General features: G+C 69.6%; 20 protein-coding genes and 1 pseudogene. 9 read left to right on the top strand and 12 right to left on the bottom strand.

The genetic code is table 11. The features are described 5' to 3' along the window. Positions 1-61: 61 nt before the first annotated feature. The 5 genes from B9S58_RS06370 (at position 62) to B9S58_RS06350 (ending at position 6,152) form a co-directional block, all read left to right on the top strand. Positions 62-1,306: a sugar ABC transporter substrate-binding protein gene (locus B9S58_RS06370; protein WP_103531143.1), complete on the top strand. Its 1,245-nt coding sequence runs from the start codon at positions 62-64 to the stop codon at positions 1,304-1,306. A gap of 2 nt (positions 1,307-1,308) precedes the next feature. Beyond that, positions 1,309-2,280, top strand: coding sequence for a carbohydrate ABC transporter permease (locus tag B9S58_RS06365; RefSeq protein WP_103531142.1), 972 nt, complete (start codon positions 1,309-1,311; stop codon positions 2,278-2,280). Beyond that, positions 2,277-3,158: a carbohydrate ABC transporter permease gene (locus B9S58_RS06360; protein WP_103531141.1), complete on the top strand. Its 882-nt coding sequence runs from the start codon at positions 2,277-2,279 to the stop codon at positions 3,156-3,158. The genes B9S58_RS06365 and B9S58_RS06360 overlap by 4 nt, the downstream gene beginning before the upstream one ends. A 97-nt stretch (positions 3,159-3,255) precedes the next feature. Continuing rightward, a complete protein-coding gene (locus B9S58_RS06355; RefSeq protein WP_103531140.1) occupies positions 3,256-4,476 on the top strand; it encodes a glycoside hydrolase family 1 protein in 1,221 nt (406 codons plus the stop codon). A 215-nt stretch (positions 4,477-4,691) separates the two neighbouring features. Continuing rightward, entirely contained in the window at positions 4,692-6,152 is a 1,461-nt protein-coding gene (locus tag B9S58_RS06350) for a glucoamylase family protein (protein ID WP_103531139.1), read from the top strand. 61 nt (positions 6,153-6,213) lie between these two features. Here the strand turns inward: B9S58_RS06350 and B9S58_RS38770 are convergent, their stop codons facing one another. The 6 genes from B9S58_RS38770 to B9S58_RS06325 form a co-directional block, all read right to left on the bottom strand. Next, entirely contained in the window at positions 6,214-6,576 is a 363-nt protein-coding gene (locus B9S58_RS38770) for a low temperature requirement protein A (RefSeq protein WP_258044202.1), read from the bottom strand. A gap of 17 nt (positions 6,577-6,593) precedes the next feature. Continuing rightward, a complete protein-coding gene (locus tag B9S58_RS38765) occupies positions 6,594-6,752 on the bottom strand; it encodes a low temperature requirement protein A (protein WP_258044201.1) in 159 nt (52 codons plus the stop codon). 278 nt (positions 6,753-7,030) lie between these two features. Further along, entirely contained in the window at positions 7,031-7,405 is a 375-nt protein-coding gene (locus B9S58_RS06340; protein WP_103531138.1) for a hypothetical protein, read from the bottom strand. 23 nt (positions 7,406-7,428) lie between these two features. Next, positions 7,429-7,935, bottom strand: coding sequence for a hypothetical protein (locus B9S58_RS06335; protein WP_103531180.1), 507 nt, complete (start codon positions 7,933-7,935; stop codon positions 7,429-7,431). Between the two features lie 2 nt (positions 7,936-7,937). Further along, positions 7,938-8,333, bottom strand: a complete 396-nt coding sequence (locus B9S58_RS06330) for a hypothetical protein (protein ID WP_258044205.1) — start codon at positions 8,331-8,333, stop codon at positions 7,938-7,940. Between the two features lie 73 nt (positions 8,334-8,406). Continuing rightward, positions 8,407-8,667 (bottom strand): hypothetical protein, encoded by a 261-nt coding sequence (locus B9S58_RS06325; protein WP_103531136.1) that lies wholly within the window; start codon positions 8,665-8,667, stop codon positions 8,407-8,409. Positions 8,668-8,760: 93 nt separating this feature from the next. Between B9S58_RS06325 and B9S58_RS06320 the strand changes: the two genes are divergently transcribed. From B9S58_RS06320 to B9S58_RS06310, 3 genes are read left to right on the top strand one after another with little or no spacing between them, the layout of a single operon-like run. Continuing rightward, positions 8,761-9,600: a DUF5753 domain-containing protein gene (locus tag B9S58_RS06320; protein ID WP_103531135.1), complete on the top strand. Its 840-nt coding sequence runs from the start codon at positions 8,761-8,763 to the stop codon at positions 9,598-9,600. After that, complete coding sequence (locus B9S58_RS06315; RefSeq protein WP_103531134.1) at positions 9,597-9,803, top strand: DUF397 domain-containing protein; 207 nt, start codon at positions 9,597-9,599, stop codon at positions 9,801-9,803. Before B9S58_RS06320 ends, B9S58_RS06315 begins: the two co-directional genes overlap by 4 nt. 47 nt (positions 9,804-9,850) lie before the next feature. Beyond that, entirely contained in the window at positions 9,851-10,069 is a 219-nt protein-coding gene (locus tag B9S58_RS06310; RefSeq protein ID WP_103531133.1) for a DUF397 domain-containing protein, read from the top strand. 372 nt (positions 10,070-10,441) lie between these two features. Here the strand turns inward: B9S58_RS06310 and B9S58_RS40145 are convergent. The 4 genes and pseudogenes from B9S58_RS40145 to B9S58_RS06285 form a co-directional block, all read right to left on the bottom strand. Beyond that, positions 10,442-10,642, bottom strand: a pseudogene (locus B9S58_RS40145) (MerR family transcriptional regulator); the annotation flags it as partial. 164 nt (positions 10,643-10,806) lie between these two features. After that, complete coding sequence (locus B9S58_RS06300; RefSeq protein ID WP_103531131.1) at positions 10,807-11,337, bottom strand: MepB family protein; 531 nt, start codon at positions 11,335-11,337, stop codon at positions 10,807-10,809. A 54-nt stretch (positions 11,338-11,391) separates the two neighbouring features. Next, positions 11,392-12,192: an alpha/beta fold hydrolase gene (locus tag B9S58_RS06295; protein ID WP_103531130.1), complete on the bottom strand. Its 801-nt coding sequence runs from the start codon at positions 12,190-12,192 to the stop codon at positions 11,392-11,394. Between the two features lie 421 nt (positions 12,193-12,613). Further along, the gene (locus tag B9S58_RS06285; RefSeq protein ID WP_103531129.1) at positions 12,614-13,057 is read right to left on the bottom strand and encodes a PaaI family thioesterase; all 444 of its coding nucleotides are present in this window, start codon (positions 13,055-13,057) and stop codon (positions 12,614-12,616) included. Positions 13,058-13,162: 105 nt separating this feature from the next. Here B9S58_RS06285 and B9S58_RS06280 point away from each other — a divergent pair, with 105 nt between their 5' ends. Further along, positions 13,163-14,185 (top strand): hypothetical protein, encoded by a 1,023-nt coding sequence (locus B9S58_RS06280; RefSeq protein ID WP_103531128.1) that lies wholly within the window; start codon positions 13,163-13,165, stop codon positions 14,183-14,185. 126 nt (positions 14,186-14,311) lie between these two features. Here B9S58_RS06280 and B9S58_RS06275 read toward each other — a convergent pair whose 3' ends face one another. Continuing rightward, positions 14,312-14,938: an SMI1/KNR4 family protein gene (locus B9S58_RS06275; protein ID WP_181009205.1), complete on the bottom strand. Its 627-nt coding sequence runs from the start codon at positions 14,936-14,938 to the stop codon at positions 14,312-14,314. 271 nt (positions 14,939-15,209) lie between these two features. Next, a complete protein-coding gene (locus B9S58_RS37820; protein ID WP_181009204.1) occupies positions 15,210-15,746 on the bottom strand; it encodes an SMI1/KNR4 family protein in 537 nt (178 codons plus the stop codon). Between the last annotated feature and the right edge of the window lie 32 nt (positions 15,747-15,778).

Genomic DNA, 15,778 nt, shown 5'->3' with positions numbered 1-15,778 from the left:
TGCGCTTACAGGGAGCGCATACATCGCGCAGTATCCGGATTGCTCAAGGAGGAGCCCTCCCATGTCCCGCATCGCCAGAACCGCTCCCGCCGGCCTAGCGCTCGCGCTCGCCGTCACCCTTTCCGCCTGCGGCTCCTCCGGCGGCGACGTCGCGGCGGACGAGAAGCAGACGCTCACCGTGTGGGCCATGGGAGCCGAGGGCGAGAAGCTCGCGGACGTGGCCGAGGTCTACGAGAAGGCCAACCCGAACATCACGGTGAAGGTGACCCCGATCGGCTGGGACGTCGCGCACCAGAAGCTCGTCTCGGCAGCGGCGGCGGGCAATCTGCCCGACGTGGCGCAGATGGGCGGCAGCTACCTGGGCGAGTTCTCCGAACTGGGCGTGCTGGAGCCGGTGGACACCGAGGTCTTCGACAAGAAGGACTTCTTCCCGGCGGGCTGGGAGCAGGGCGAGGTGGACGGAACCGCCTACGGCGTGCCGTGGTACGTCGACACCCGGGTCCTCTACTACCGCACGGACCTGGCCGAGAAGGCGGGCGTGAGCGAGGCTCCGGCGAGCTGGAAGGAGCTCCAGGACCTCGCCACCGCGTACCAGGAGAAAGCCGGTACGAAGTGGGGTCTTTCCATCCAGCCCAGCGGCCTGGACACCGTGCAGAACTTCTACTCCTTCCTGTACTCGGCGGGCGGTGAGATCGTCGACGACAAGGGCGAGGCGGTCATCGACAGCCCGGCGGCCGTCAAGGCGCTGAAGGAGTACGGCTCCTACTTCGACAAGGGCCTCGCCAACAAGTCCGTACAGCCCGGCTACGACGTGGTGAAGGACTTCGGCAACGGCCGGGTCCCGATGTTCTTCGGCGGCCCCTGGCACGTGACGCTCCTCGACGAGGGTCAGCCGCAGATCAAGGGCAAGTGGGCCATCGGATCCGTTCCGGCGGACGCCTCCTCCACCTCCATGGCCGGCGGCTCCTCGCTCGTCATCTCCAAGGACAGCGAGCACAAGGCCGCCGCCACCGAGTTCATCACGTACCTGACCGACACGAAGGGCCAGTCCGACTGGTACGAGCGGACGAAGGACCTGCCCGCCAACATCTCCGCGTGGGAGTCCGGGGCGCTCGCCGACAACGCCGACCTGCAGACCTTCAAGAAGCAGATGGACACCGCCAAGTCCTCGCCTTCCCTGGCCAACTGGACCGAGATCACCGACAAGGTGGACCAGGCCATCGCCAAGGTGACGCAGGGCAAGGCTTCCGCCGAGGACGCGCTGAAGGCGGCGCAGTCCGAGATCGAAGGCCTCGTGAAGCAGTAGCCATGAGCACCACGACCGAGAAGGCCGCACGGCCCGGGGAGGCCGGGGACGCACCGTCCCCCGCCCCCACGGGCAGCCGAGGCCGCAAGCCGTCGATGGGCGTGCAGAACGCGGCGGGCTGGCTGTTCTCCACCCCGTTCCTCGTCCTGTTCACCGTCTTCATGGCGTTCCCGATCCTCGCCACGCTGGTGATGAGCTTCACGGACTTCGGGCTGCGGAACGTAACGCGCCCATGGGAAGCGAACTTCATCGGGTTCGAGAACTACGTCAACCTCTTCGGCGACGAGAAGTTCCTCAAGTCCCTCTTCAACACCGGGTACTTCGTGGTCGTCGGCGTGCCGCTGACCATCGGGACCGGGCTGGTCGTGGCCGTCCTGCTCACCAACGGCATCGACCGGGCACGGACCTTCTTCCGGGTCGGCTTCTACGCCCCGGTGGTCACCACCATCGTCGCGGTCGCCGTCGTCTGGCGGTTCGTTCTCGATCCGAGCGACGGGCTGATCGCCGGCCTCTTCTCCGAAGCGGGCTGGACGGCACCGGACTTCCTCGGCTCCGAGACGCTGGCGATGCCGTCGCTGATCGTGATGGCGGTCTGGCGGAACGTCGGCACGGTGATGGTGCTGTTCATCGCGGGCCTCCAGGCGATCCCCACCGAGGTGCGCGAGGCGGCGAAGCTCGACGGCGCGAGCGTCTGGCAGGAGTTCCGGTCCATCACGGTCCCGCTCCTGCGGCCGACCCTCCTCTACGCCTCGGTGATCACGACGATCGGCTACCTCAACGTGTTCGAGGAGCCGTTCGTGATGACCCAGGGCGGCCCGTCCGACTCAACCCTCACGGTCTCGCTGAACATGTACCGCGAAGGGTTCAACTTCTTCCACATGGGCTACGCGAGCGCCATGGCGTACGTCCTCTTCGTGGTGATCATGGGCATCACGGTGCTCCAGCTCCGACTGCTGAAGGACAACACGAAATGAGCGCCACCAGCAGCAACGCCCCGGTCAAGGCCCTGGACAAGCGGCCTCCCGGAAAGCGGAGCACCGCACGCCCGCTGGTCTACGTCCTGCTCTCGCTCGGCCTGCTGGTCATGTCGGCGCCCTTCCTCTGGATGGGGCTCTCCGCCTTCAAGACGCAGAGCGAGCTGTCGGCCAGCCCGCCCGTGTGGATCCCCACCGAGTGGACCCTGGAGAACTTCCGGCAGCTGCTCGACAAGCTGGACCTGCCGCTGTACTTCATGAACTCGGTGATCGTGGCGGTACTGGTGACCGTCTCGAACCTGGTCTTCTGCTCGATGCTCGGCTACGCCCTGGCCAAGCTGAACTTCGTCGGCCGCAACAAGATCTTCGGCCTGGTGCTCGGTGCGCTGATGGTGCCCGGCAACCTGATGCTGCTGCCGCTGTTCGTGCTGATGAGCAAGCTCCAGCTGATCGACAGTTACGCGGGTCTGGTGCTGCCGTTCGCCGCCGGGGCCTTCGGGGTCTTCCTGATGCGGCAGTTCATGCAGTCGATCCCGGACGAGCTCCTGGAAGCGGCCCGGATGGACGGCGCGAGCGAGTGGTACATCTTCTGGCGGATTGTGATGCCGCTGGTGAAGCCCGCCCTCGCGACCTTGTCGATCTTCACGTTCCTGGGCTCCTGGAACAACTTCGTCTGGCCGCTGATCGCGACCAACGACCCCGACAAGTACACCCTTCCGGTCGCCCTGGCGACCTTCGCCACCGACCCCAACAAGGCCGGCGGCTCCAACGGCATGCTGATGGCCGGGGCCTTCCTGATCGTGCTGCCGGTGCTGGTCGTCTTCATCGCCCTGCAACGGCACTTCACCCAGGGCATCGCCACGGCGGGCATGAAGTAGCCGCAGGGCCGCCCGACTTCACACAACGAGGCCGCCGACCCCACCCCGTAGCAGACGGCGGCCACACCCCTCACCACCACCAGAAGGACAAGTCGCGATGACGCACCCCCCTGCCCCGAACCAGCCGAACTCCGTTCCGTTCCCCGAGGGCTTCCTCTGGGGCGCCTCCACGGCCGCCCATCAGATCGAGGGCAACAACTCCAACAGCGACTGGTGGGTCAAGGAGCACACCGTCGGCACCCACATCGCGGAGCCGAGCCTGGACGCCTGCGACAGCTACCACCGCTGGCCCGAGGACATGGACCTGCTGGCCTCGCTCGGCTTCACCGACTACCGCTTCTCCATCGAGTGGGCCCGCATCGAGCCGGTCGAGGGCCACTTCTCCCGCGCCGAACTCGCCCACTACCGGAGGATGGTGGAGGGCGCGATCGAGCGCGGCCTGCGCCCGATGGTGACCCTGCACCACTTCACCGTCCCGCAGTGGTTCGAGGCGCGCGGCGGCTGGACGGCCGAGGGCGCGGTGGAGCTGTTCGCGCGGTACGTGGCGGCCTGCGCCCCGGTGATCTCCGAGGGCGTGAGCCACGTCTGCACGATCAACGAGCCGAACATGATCGCCGTGATGGCGGGCCAGGCCAAGCGCGGCGACAACAGCTTCCCGCCCGCCGGCCTGCCCACCCCCGACGACGAGACGACCGCGGCCGTCATCGCCGCCCACCACGCGGCGGTGAAGGAGGTCCGGGCCCTGGACGCGGGCATCCAGGTCGGCTGGACCATCGCCAACCAGGTCTACCAGGCCCTCCCCGGAGCGGAGGACGTCACCGCCGCCTACCGCCACCCGCGCGAGGACGTGTTCATCGAGGCGGCGCGCGGCGACGACTGGATCGGCGTGCAGTCCTACACCCGTACGCGGATCGGTCCGGACGGTCCGATCCCGGCGGTGGACGACGTCGAGCGGACGCTGACGACGTGGGAGTACTACCCGGGCGCGGTCGGTGAGGCGGTGCGCCACACGGCCGAGGTGGTCGGAGACGTGCCGCTGATCGTCACGGAGAACGGCATCGCGACCGCCGACGACAGCCGCCGGGTCGACTACTACACGGGCGCTTTGAGCGAGGTCGCCTCGGCGCTGGAGGACGGCCTCGACATCCGGGGCTACCTGGCGTGGAGCGCGCTGGACAACTACGAGTGGGGCACGTACAAGGCCACGTTCGGCCTGATCGCGATCGACTGGGAGACCTTCGAGCGCACCCCGCGCGACTCGGCGAAGTGGCTGGGCTCGCTGGGCCTCACTCGCGAATTCCCGCGCACGGCAGCGTAGTTCATGCGTCTCCCCATACCCGGGGGACACCCCTGATACGGGGAGCCACCTGACGGCTCCCTCCGGCTCGGGAGCCGGCGAAACCTGACGACCGCCGGCTCCCGGGCCGCCCGGACAGCACCAGCACCACTCCCCACGCCGCACCACCTCGCTTCACCTCGCACGACCGAGATCACGACTCATCCCCCTCCCCCTTCTGCCCCAGGAGCCGGACCATGGACCGTCGCACGTTTCTCACCGCCGCAGGGACCGGGGCCGCGGCCCTGTCGCTGGGAGCCGTAACCACCCCCGCAACAGCAGCACCCCCGGCCGCCCCCCGCCTTCTGAAGCACTGGTTCGCCGACACGTACCGCTCGATCGAGGCGATGACGACCGACTTCGGTCTGGTCACCGACAAGATCGACCTCAGCGGCCCCGGAGCCCCCGCCCAATCGGCCCAGACCTCCCCGACCAACATCGGCTGCGGCCTGTGGTCGACGGTGGCGGCGGCAGGTCTGGGCGTGATCGGCGAGGGTGCGATGCTCCGGTCCCTGACCCGTACGGTCACGGCGGTCGAGAAGCTGGAGCGCCATCACGGCTTCTGGCTCAACTGGTATGACGCGCATGATGGTTCGGTGCTCACACAGTGGCCGGGCACGGGCGACCCGGTGCGTCCGTTCCTGTCCTCGGTGGACAACGCCTGGCTGGTGACGGGCCTGCGCATCGCCGCCGACACGGCCCCGGTACTGCGCCCCCGCATCCACCGCATCCTGGCCACGGCCGACTGGTCGTACTTCTACACGCCGTACGACCCGGCCGACCCGGTGGCGGGCCCCGGCCAGCTGCGCGGCGGCGTCTGGACGGACACGGAGGAGCCGACCCCGCACCACTACGGCGCGCTCAACACCGAGCCGCGCATGGCGAGTTACCTGGGCATCGCGGACGGTTCACTGCCCGGCGACCACTACTGGCACCTACTGCGCACGATGCTGCCGGAGCACGAGCAGGAGCAGAAGCCGGGTGGCACGTACGTCACGGTCGACGGCGTACGCGTATGGAACGGCCACTATACGCACCGCGGCCGGAAGGTGGTCCCCACCTGGGGCGGCTCGATGTTCGAGGCGCTGATGGTGCCGCTGTTCGTGCCGGAGCCGGAGTGGTCGCCGCGCGCGTGGGGTGTGACGCATCAGCGTTACGTACGGGGCCAGATCGACCACGGCCTGCGGGAGGCGGAGTACGGCTACTGGGGCTTCTCCCCCGCCAACGTCCCCGAGGACGGCTACCAGGAGTACGGCGTCGACGCGCTCGGCATGGCGGTCGACGGCTACGCCTCCAACACCGACCGCACCCACACCACGGACGGCGAACCCCTGCCCCCGCCCTCGGCGTTCACCAACGGCGTGGTCACCCCGCACGCCTCCTTCCTGGCCCTGCCGTACGCCCGCCGGGAGGCGGTGGCCAACCTTCGTTCGCTGGAGCGGGACTTCGGCGCGTACGAGGACGGGCTCGGCTTCCGGGACTCGGTGAACGTGTCCACGGGCCGGGTCAGCGACTTCATGCTCGCCCTGGACCAGGGCATGATCGCCGCCGCCCTCGCCCAGGAACTGCGCCCTGGTCTGCTGCAACGCCCCTTCCGCACGGGGGGTTTCCGGACCCGGGTGCGGCCGCTGCTGAAGCGGGAACGGTTCTCGGTCTGAGGTCAGGGCGACTGTCGCCGGGGCCGGTCTCGTCCTCAGACCCTGACGGCGTGATCGGGCTCTACCCCGCCCCGATCCCCTCCAGCATGCGCCGCTGATGCTCGCGCCCGAGCGTCTCGTAACCGATCACGGTCACGAAGGGCGCGAGCATCACGACGATCAGGCATACCGCCAGCGGCGCTGCCGCCACGGCCAGCAGGAACCCGGCCAGCAGGACCGCCGGGGTCAGAGCGGTCAGGAGCAGGTGGAAGCGATCGGCGGCCGAGAGCAGCAGGGTGTGCAGCAGGTAGACCACCAGGAGATAGAGGGCCACCGGGAGGGCCAGGGCGAGGACGACCGTCGCCTTGGGGATCTCCGTGTGGTGTTCCAGGTAGAGGCCCGCCACATGCAGTCCGGCCCCGGCTCCGGCCACGCCGATGAACAACGGGGTGTGGCCGTAGCCTAAGAGGCAGCCGCGGCCGCCGGGAGGCCGAGCGAGAAGACGACGGCCCCGATCATCTGGAACATCGTCAGGACCCGGTAGAGCCAGTCGTCGGTGGCGAAGGCCGAGGCGAACCAGCTGAAGCTGATCCAGGCGACGTTGATCGCGAACATCGCCATGACGAACGCGGTGACCGCTTGCCCCAAGTGCCCCCGGCAGGCGCTCGGCGAACTGTGACGACGCCGTACCGACCGCGACGACGAAGGTCAGGTCGAACAGGAGCTCCAGCAGTGAGAAGGCCCGGCCGTCCTCCTCGGGGTCTCGTCCGGTCATCGGGAGGAGCCGCCACCGCGACCGGCCGGATGCGTCGGACCTGCCGCTCCTGTCGCTCGTATCGCTTTGGGGGTGTTCTGGCATGCGCGCCATCCTTCCGACACAGAGCCGCCGCGACGGGGAATCACACGCCGTCACGTGGTGCGAGATGGGGGTGCTCCCGTGCCAGTTCGGCGTCCACCGCCGCGAGCGTCGGATCGACGATGTCCCAGGCGTGGGCGGAGGGGTGCCCGGCGAACAGCCCGCACGCGTCCTCGCCCCGGGCGTCGAGCGTTCCGCACCAGGGCAGCTCCGCCAGCGTCGCCCGGCCCTCGCTCCACCGGGCCCAGACGGCCACGCGGTTCGCGTCGTCCTCCCACAGCACCATCGCGTGGTCGTTCTCGTGGCCGTCGGCGAGCTCGCAGAGGACGTGCCCCGCCTCGGGAAGGCTGCCGGGGGCCGCCAGGCGGATCAGGATCTCCGGGGGCGGCAACAGGGCCACGGCAGTGCACTCGTTCATGGGGCGGGGGCCTCCGGTCGCCATCAGGTCGCGTCGGTGTCGGGAGCATCGGAAGGGTCGGGAGCGTCGGAAGTGTCAGGAGCGTCAGGGGCGCCTTTGCCTGGGGCTTCCCCTTCAGCCACGAACCGCCGGACCTCGCTGTGGACGTGTTCGGCGATGAGGTCGCCCAGCGGGTCGGTCACGGAGAAGGAGTGCGGCCCGGGGTGGCGGTCGAAGTACGCGCACGTGGTGACCGTGCGGGTCGCCAGCTCACGGAGCACGGCGGGGCACAGCCGGAACGTGTCGAGCCGGTGGACACGGTGCGCGCCGGTCCCCGCCCAGAGGAACCACAGGTCCCGGTCGTCCGGCACGTCGGCCGTCCACAGGTGCGCGGCGTGCTCGGCCGACTCGTCGTGGTCGGCCAGCTCGCACAGGACGAAGTCCTCCGTCTCCACGACGTCGGGCGGGTGCTCGGGGCCGCCCTCCATGGTGGCGAGCGCCAGTAGCGTTTCGGCGTACGGGACTTGAGTCACGGCGGTGCATTGCAGCACGGTCAGGCCCCATCCGTACGGGGCGGGTACGAGCAGTTGGCCGAGGCTGCCGTCGCCCACCCCCACAGATCAACGGGCCACCCGCCGAGGGTGACGCGCAGCCCCACGAAGGGGTCGACCACGGTGAGCAGGGCGGGGAGCCCGGACTCCAGTGCGCTCATGGCGTGGTCCTGGCTGCCGTGACCACCCGCCCACGCCCGAAGCGCCTCGGGAGCGTCGGAACCGTGGAAGGTGACCGGCCGGACGTCTCTCACACCGAGCCACGGAGCGGCGGGGGCCGGATGGAGCCCGTGCCCGTCCGCCAGCCGCAGGGCTTGCCGCCGGAGCCAGCGCAGAACGAGCCGGCGGTTCGGCAGGGCGACCGCGCCGAGCGGGAGAGCCCGGCCGCCTGCCGTCATCGTGACGGCCGCGACGTAGACCAGGTTCCTCACGCGGCACGCTCCCGGCCGCCGTCGCCCGGAGGAGCCGCCCTCACAGCACTTCTCCCCGGCTGCGGGCGTTGAGCCGCGCGGTGCGGGCCCGAAGCTGCTCCATGAGCAACGCGGGCCGTACGTAGTGCGGTTCGACTTCCCACTCGCGCCCGCCACCGACCGGCCGGAGGGACCAGTAGGGGCCGGCCACGCCCTGGAACTCCCCCACGCGGTCACCGCGACTGGTGTCCGCGAGGAGGGCCCCGAGGGCCGGGGCGCGTGGGGATCGCTCCGTATTCGAGCTGACGTTCTCGCCGTACACCGTTCGCTCCTCTCCGTAGCCGAACGACTACCGGGAAGAGCCAGCGTGGCCTAGCGTGGAGAGGTCTTCAACGTTTCGAAACTGGGGGATACGTTGGTCAATCGCAAGGAAGTGAACCCTGACGGGGGCCCGGAGGCGGCCTATGGAGCACGGCTGCGTAGGGAGCGCGAAGCGCGCGGCTGGAAACAGGACGACCTCGGCGCGCGCATCGGCTACACGGGGCGACATGTTTCCGGCGTGGAATTGTGCCACAAGTCCCCAACCCGCAAGTTTGCGATCGCCGTTGACGTGGCGATGAGCTTTACGGGAACCGCTGATTCGTTCGAGCGCGAGTGGCGCAAGATCAAGCACGGTGTGCTGTTGCAGGGCTTCCCGGAGTACGTGGCGTTGGAGGGCCGGGCGGCGGAGATCAGGCTGTTCGAGGTGGGCGTCATCCCAGGGCTGCTCCAGACCCGGGAGTACGCGCAGGCGCTGGCGAACGGGGCAGTCGGCCGAGGAGTCATCACCCCCGAACAAGCTGACCAGCGCGTCTCGTTGCTCATGGAGCGCCAGGGCGCACTGTTACGCACCGCGCCGCCGATGCTGATCGCAGTGCTGGACGAAAGCTGCATCCGTCGGCCTATCGGCAGCCCTGCCGTAATGGACGCTCAGTTGCAGTATCTGGTCGACTTCGCCACCCAGTCCCACACCATGCTGCAGATCGCCCCGTTCAGCATCGGCGAGCATCGGCCCTTCAACCGAGCGGTGAATCTGCTGACGCTCCAGGACCGGTCCGTCGTCTCCTACGTCGAGTCCGAGACGCAGGGCCATCTCGACCGCGAACTCAGCTCCGTCATCCCAGTGGTGAGGGCCTACCATCAGTTGCAGGCCGTGTCTCTGTCGCAGGCAGAGACTGTGGACATGATCCACCAGCATCGAAAGGGCACCCCGTGACGAGCGAATCCACGACCCAGCAGTGGGTCAAGTCCTCCTACAGCGACAACGGCGGCACCTGCGTCGAGTGGGCCCCGACCACCGCGTCCACCACCGGCACCGTCCCCGTACGCGACTCCAAGAACCCGGGCGGCCCCGCCCTCGGCTTCCCCGCCACCGCCTTCAGCACCTTCATCGCGGGTATCAAGTCGGGCGAGCTGTAGCACCGACCGCAGCCAGGACCGGACAACGACGAAAGGGCGGCCCGCAGATGGCTACCGGCACCGCGACCCAGCAGTGGATCAAGTCCTCCTACAGCAACAACGGCGGCACCTGCGTCGAATGGGCCCCGACCACCGCGTCCACCACCGGCACCGTCCCCGTACGCGACTCCAAGAACCCGGGCGGCCCCGCCCTCGGCTTCCCCGCCACCGCCTTCGCCGCCTTCGTGGCGGGTGTCAAGGCCGGTGGCTTCGGCCCCACCGTCTGACCGGCGCCGCGTCATCGCTCCGGCTACGCCCCACCGTGCCCGCATGCCCGCACGGTGGGGCGTCCCGCTGTCCGGGCAGGAACCGGGTCCCGCCCCGGCATCGGCCGGAAACAGAAGCGGGCCGAGGGCCGAGGGCCGAGGCGCGTCGCAGAACAGTGGCACCGTGTCACGCGAGGCGACCGTCGTCGGCCGCCGCTCGGGCGGCCGGGCCGTGTTCTACGTACCGGGTACGTCGTGGGCGGCGAGTTCTTCGGCCAGTTCCATACAGCGCAGGCGCGCCGGGGAGAAGTCGTAGGGCATCTTGCCGATGGCGTCCAACGCGCTCATGGAGTCAGCCTCCCGCCTTCCGGAACCGGGATCGGCCTCGTCCTCACCGTCGTCGGCCGTCCTGCGGATCCACAGCAGGCGGATCAGGTCCTCGTACCCGTAGCGGCGGCGGTCGTCGCCGCCCCGCTCGGGCTCGGGGAGCAGGCCGATCTCGTGGTAGTGGCGAATCGCCCGCGGTGTGCTGCCCGCGAAGGCCGCCACGTCACCGATCTTGATCCGGCGGGGCGGCAGGAAGGACGAATGCATGAGCAGGGACCTTTTCTCCAGGGACCGGGGCGTGGGTCCACCGGACCACATGCCGCTACGGCAGGTGCAACCCGTACACACCGCCCTGTGCCGGTGGAGAAAGTCCCCTCGCCCCACATTCCGCGCCATGACCGCCGACGGAAGGCTTCCGGACCGATGGCGCGCTACGGGTGGTAGAGAGACGTGGCGCGCGCCAGGTCGACGGGCCCCTGCCCGCCCTCCCCGATGTCCAGGTAGTACTTCACCTGCCACGCCTGGGTGCCGTGCGCCTGGCGGCTGGTGGTGACCGTACCCGGCGGATAGACGCGGAAGCCGCGCTTTCCGCCCACGCCGTTACGGGACACGACGCCGCGCTCGCACAGCACGTCGAGCGGGAACACGAACTGCCCGGCGCGGCCTTCGTCGCGGCAGCCGATGACGAAGAGGCCGACGCCGTCATCGGCGTCGAAGGGGCGGATCGGGCCTTCGACGGAGCGCTGCCACACGGTGACGAACTGACCGGCCTTGGTCGGGGTCGTCCTCGCCGCACGAAACGCGGCCAACCGCCCGTCGAGCGTGAACCTGTGCGCCGCGTAGTCGGCGCTCTCCGGTTCGGGCACCGGCCGCGAGCAGACGAAGCCACCGGGGTCGTAGACCGACGCCTTCGCCGTCAGCAGGTCATGGTGCAGCCCCGACCAGGGCGTGTTCGTCGCCATCCTCGTATCCTGCCACCGTCTCAAGGTCCGCTGCGGAAACGCGGCATCGAGGGATCACGAGTGCCGTTGCAGGAACTGCACGATAGCGAGGTTCACGCTGTCCGGTTCCTGCTCCGCGGGGTAGTGGCCGGATCGTTCGAGGACGAGCGGGGTGACACTGCTGGCGAGGGTGGCCAGTCCGGCCGCGACAGCCGTCCCCATCGCGTGTCCGCCTCCGACTGCCAGGACTGGCGTGGAGATCGGCTGGGCGGCAAGCGCTCGGATGTCGTCGACATCTGCTGACCTGGTGCGGTAGTACGCCAGCCCGGCGTCCAGTACGCCTGGAGTGCTGTACGCCTTGATGTAGGCATGAAGAGTGTCCGGGCTGAGTCCGCTCGGTCCGGCGCTCTGTTCCAGGAACGTGCCGTAGTACGCCGCTTCCCGGCCGGGCACGAGCTTCTCCGCGAGGCCGGGCGTCCGGTTGAAAGGGCCGTGCCACGATGGATAGTGGCCCCGGCCAGCTGCGGGAATCTCGACGTCGACACCGGGAAGGATCTCTTCCTCGACCACGAGCCCGCTGACCGATTCCGGCGCCTGGGCCGCGATGCAGTATCCGACCGTCGCACCCCAGTCGTGGCCGATGGCGGCGAAGCGGGTGACGCCCTCCCGCGCCAGCCGTGCCCGGACCTCTTCGGCGAGTGCCGCCTTGCGGAAGTCGGTCACGCCGGATTCGGGAGCGGCGCCCAGCCCGGGAAGCGTGACCGGGACCGCGGTGATACCGGCGGCCTCAAGGACCGGAACCAAGTACCGCCAGTGGTCGGACGTGACCGGCCAGCCGTGCAGCAACACTGCCGTCGGGGTTCGATTCTCGCTCATCGCCCTATGATGCCCTGGCTCCGGAACGTGCGTTCGTCCGCCTGGCGCTGGTGCCGAGGACGCGTCACAGCCACTCGTTGATGGCTGCGACCAGCACGGTCGCCTCGTGGCGCACGGCCGACTCGTCGCATCTCGTGGCTACCGCGCGGTGTCGTTTCAGCCGGCCGACCCCGCACTCCACCGCGTGGCGTTCCTTGCGGCCCTCCTTGTCGAAGGCCGGTGGCCGACCGTCTCGTGACCGACGGGCTGCCGCCCGCTGTGCGGATCATTGGGCGCGCGTTCCGGGAGACCTCTGCCTGACCTCCGCCCAGGAGGTCGCAGACCGCCTCGGTGTGCTCACTCCGATCGACCCATGCCCGGAAGTCCCGTCCGCCGCGGGGCAGTCGGCGGCGGACCAGCCCCCGGTGGCGCGGACATCAGCTCAGCTTCCCGCGGCTCCGGGGGCGGTTCCGGAAACGGCGATCGTGCCCTGGGCCACCGCGCAGAGGGTTTCCTCCCCCGCGGCGTCCACCATCAGCAGATCGCAGCGGCAGACGACCCGGGTACGGCCGGGGCGGACCACCTGCGCCCGTGCGCGCAGCAGCTCACCCCGGGCCGGGCGCAGATAGTCGATGGTGAAGCCGGCGGTCAGGACGGCCGGACCGACGGCCGCCCCCGCCGCGAAGGTGAGGGCGTTGTCGGCCGCGTAGCTCAGGACGCCGCCGTGGACGAAGCCGTTCTGCTGGCGCAGTTCGTCGCGTACGTCCAGCTCCAGGACCGCCGCTCCGGCGCCGAAGGCCGTCAGCCGTGCGCCCAGCAGGACACTGAAGGGCTGGGCCTCCAGGACCTTCTGCCCGAACGCGAGTTCCGAGGCGTCCGCCTCCATGCTCCACCTCATCCCTCCGGAGGGACAAGCCTCTCCTCCCGGGAACGTTCCGTCAACATCGGCCCTCCGGGCCCCCGTCAGCACCGGACCGCCACCCTCTGCCGGATGGAGAACACGATCCCCCGGGGCAATTGGCTCGACGCCGACATCTTCCGCGAGCTGGTGCGAGAGGCCGCCCCGCTCCACTTCGGCTCGTGGAGCCTGTCGGAGTTCGAGCACGCCACCTCGGCGCTGGGCTGGGAGCTCCGGGAGCCCAAGGAGATCGTGGGCCAACTCTGGCGCGGGTTCGCCCCCCGGAAGGGGCCCTGGGGCGGCTACGGCACGGTGATCTCCGACGCCTCGGAACCCGATCGGGTGCGCAAACTGAACGTTCGCGTCGTCGACCTGCCCGCCGAGGACACAGGCACCGCCGCCGGCCTGGTGCGCGCCGCCTGGTGGGTCATGGAGGAGGAGCTGGGCCCGCCCACGATGTGGGGAGGCAGCTCCGGACCGTGGATGCTGTGGCGGCGCCCCGGCGCCTGCTTTCTCGCGCACACGCACGACGAGGGCGAGGTGAGCCTCGAACTCCTGCCTCCCGACGCGGAGACGGACGCCGTCGGACGCGGCTACTCCCGTGGCCGCTGGCGTGCCGCCGCGTCGGCCGGTCTGCCGGTCGTGTCCGCCGCGCCGCACACGACCGGCACCACGTGGGAAGACGTGGAGAAGCGCCTGTCCGAAACGCTGCGTTCCCTCGATTACGACACCCCGTTCTTCCCCGGCAGGTTCATCCTGCACCTGGGATCCGCCGGTGATCCCCGGCGCTTCGTCCAGTGCTGGAGCCAGGGTCTGAGTCTCGTCATCGAGGCCACCGGCCATGTGCACCATCCGGATGCGGCCGACCCCGCCCGACTGGCGCGCAGCGGCTGGGAGTCCTCCTCCTCGGTCTGGCAACGCCGTTTCCCCGAAGCCATGGACGAGCCCGCGCACGCCGCGACGGCCGCCCGCATGCTCGTCGAGGAGTTGCGGCACCTGGGCGTCGGTCTGGACGAACTCTCCTACGACGGCACCATGAGCGGTCGCGGGCAGGGCTTCCACCTCGACCTGCCGGATCTGGGCATCCCGCGCGTCCACCAGCCCGCCGTTGACTGAACACGGGAGGGCGGGACCGAGCGGCGCCTCCAACGCGGCCAGCGCCCCGGAATCGGCGGGCGGACGGATTACCGGCCGTGGGCTCACGCCCACAGACGACTCCGCGAAACGCTCCTCCGGGTGCGCTCAATCGAAGCCGATCCCTGCCAGCGGATCGGGCCCCCCGGTCCACGGGTCAACTCCCGATTCCAGCAAACGCCGCTCCTCCTTCCCGTGCACGAACCTCTGCGCACCTGTACCCCAGAGAGTCGCATCGCTGAACGGACAGGCCTCCAGCTCTCCGGAAAAGACACGGCGCAAGAACTCCGCCATGCCGCATTCGTGCGATGCCCACCGCGAGAATCCATCCCGACCCACCACGACAACGGGCCACCGATCAGGGCTCTCGTCCCTCGTCAGCCAACAGACCACGTCCGCTCCAGCGGTCACCCCCCAGGCGATGACCGGACTCTTCAGGGATGAGAAACCCTCCACCGGCCGGTATTCGGATGGCCACACCGCACGCGCGTTCGCGGTTTCGCCCGCCATGCCGTCCGAATCCCCGGCAGAGAACTCATCAGGACGGAGAACCTCGAACGCGTCGCTGATCCCGCCGGCTCCGTAGGCCGACATGAAGGCAACGTAATCCGAGGGGAATCCTGTCCCCCACGAGCGGGTCAGGTTCGACCAGTCGACCTGCTCGCCAACCGCGTAGTCGCTGCGGAGAAGCGGGCTGAGCGCTTGCACCGCCGCAGAGCCGACCGGGCTGTCCAAGGAGGCTCCCGTCATGGCGTTCCCGCCATCGGCGCTGCTGCCCCTTGATGAGCCACGATGCCGATGTTCCGCCACTGAGTGAACCTTTCGCCGTACAGAGAGTTCGAAACGGTCCTGTCCGCACACGGGGGAATCCGCCTGGGCGCGTCCGGCGGTCCGCTCCCGGCTACGGCCCATCTGCAACGTACCCCCGGCAGCTCCCCTCCGGCCTCGTCCCCGCAGCCCACGGCGGCCACAGTTCGTACCGACCGGGCACAGGGTGGTGCCGGTCCTACACGCCTCGCCAGCTCACGAACCCATGCCCTCCGCTCGCCGAGAGCCGTTCGCTGAACGGGGACACCTCGCCGGTCAGAGTCGCCACGCACAACGCCGCGACTCCGCCGTCGAACACGGTCCAGCGGCTCGTCCCGTGCGGCGTCTGCCTCCGGAAGACAGCCGCCCGCCAGTCGTCGGGAGCGCCGTCGCGCAGCCAGAACGCGACATCGCTGCTCGCCGAGTCCGCGAAGGGCAGCAGCGGCGGCAGTGCGCCTGCCGGCAGGAGGGCGCCCAACTCCTCGCGGTCCCGGTCCGAGAGAGCGGGTTCGCCTCTGTCCAGGAGATCCCCGTACGGCGAACCGGGGACCGGCGGGGTGCTCATGGACAGGTACTCGTCGATCTCGCCGCCGCCGTACAACTCCACGAGCTCACGGTAGTCGGCCGGGAACGCCAGGCCCGTCGTCCGCTCGATCTGCTCCCAGTCCACCGCGTCGCCGCCGGAGCCGGGCGGTGGGAGCAGCTCGCGCAGGCGGACGACAGCGGGGTGAGGCATACGGGGTTCCCTTCACCTACAGGGTGGACGGC

It is taken from the genome of Streptomyces sp. SM11 (assembly GCF_002910905.1).
GTDB lineage: Bacteria > Actinomycetota > Actinomycetes > Streptomycetales > Streptomycetaceae > Streptomyces.
The sequence above is the reverse complement of the archived record's forward strand: the minus strand, read 5'-3'. Positions and strand labels throughout refer to the sequence as shown.

Bases quoted from the DNA above. Each gene is read 5' to 3' on its own strand.
- B9S58_RS06370 (WP_103531143.1), top strand. From the start codon at position 62: ATGTCCCGCATCGCCAGAACCGCTCCCGCCGGCCTAGCGCTCGCGCTC.
- B9S58_RS06365 (WP_103531142.1), top strand. From the start codon at position 1,309: ATGAGCACCACGACCGAGAAGGCCGCACGGCCCGGGGAGGCCGGGGAC.
- B9S58_RS06360 (WP_103531141.1), top strand. From the start codon at position 2,277: ATGAGCGCCACCAGCAGCAACGCCCCGGTCAAGGCCCTGGACAAGCGG.
- B9S58_RS06355 (WP_103531140.1), top strand. From the start codon at position 3,256: ATGACGCACCCCCCTGCCCCGAACCAGCCGAACTCCGTTCCGTTCCCC.
- B9S58_RS06350 (WP_103531139.1), top strand. From the start codon at position 4,692: ATGGACCGTCGCACGTTTCTCACCGCCGCAGGGACCGGGGCCGCGGCC.
- B9S58_RS38765 (WP_258044201.1), bottom strand. From the start codon at position 6,752: ATGGCGATGTTCGCGATCAACGTCGCCTGGATCAGCTTCAGCTGGTTC.
- B9S58_RS06340 (WP_103531138.1), bottom strand. From the start codon at position 7,405: ATGAACGAGTGCACTGCCGTGGCCCTGTTGCCGCCCCCGGAGATCCTG.
- B9S58_RS06330 (WP_258044205.1), bottom strand. From the start codon at position 8,333: ATGACGGCAGGCGGCCGGGCTCTCCCGCTCGGCGCGGTCGCCCTGCCG.
- B9S58_RS06310 (WP_103531133.1), top strand. From the start codon at position 9,851: ATGGCTACCGGCACCGCGACCCAGCAGTGGATCAAGTCCTCCTACAGC.
- B9S58_RS06300 (WP_103531131.1), bottom strand. From the start codon at position 11,337: ATGGCGACGAACACGCCCTGGTCGGGGCTGCACCATGACCTGCTGACG.
- B9S58_RS06295 (WP_103531130.1), bottom strand. From the start codon at position 12,192: ATGAGCGAGAATCGAACCCCGACGGCAGTGTTGCTGCACGGCTGGCCG.
- B9S58_RS06285 (WP_103531129.1), bottom strand. From the start codon at position 13,057: ATGGAGGCGGACGCCTCGGAACTCGCGTTCGGGCAGAAGGTCCTGGAG.
- B9S58_RS06280 (WP_103531128.1), top strand. From the start codon at position 13,163: ATGGAGAACACGATCCCCCGGGGCAATTGGCTCGACGCCGACATCTTC.
- B9S58_RS37820 (WP_181009204.1), bottom strand. From the start codon at position 15,746: ATGCCTCACCCCGCTGTCGTCCGCCTGCGCGAGCTGCTCCCACCGCCC.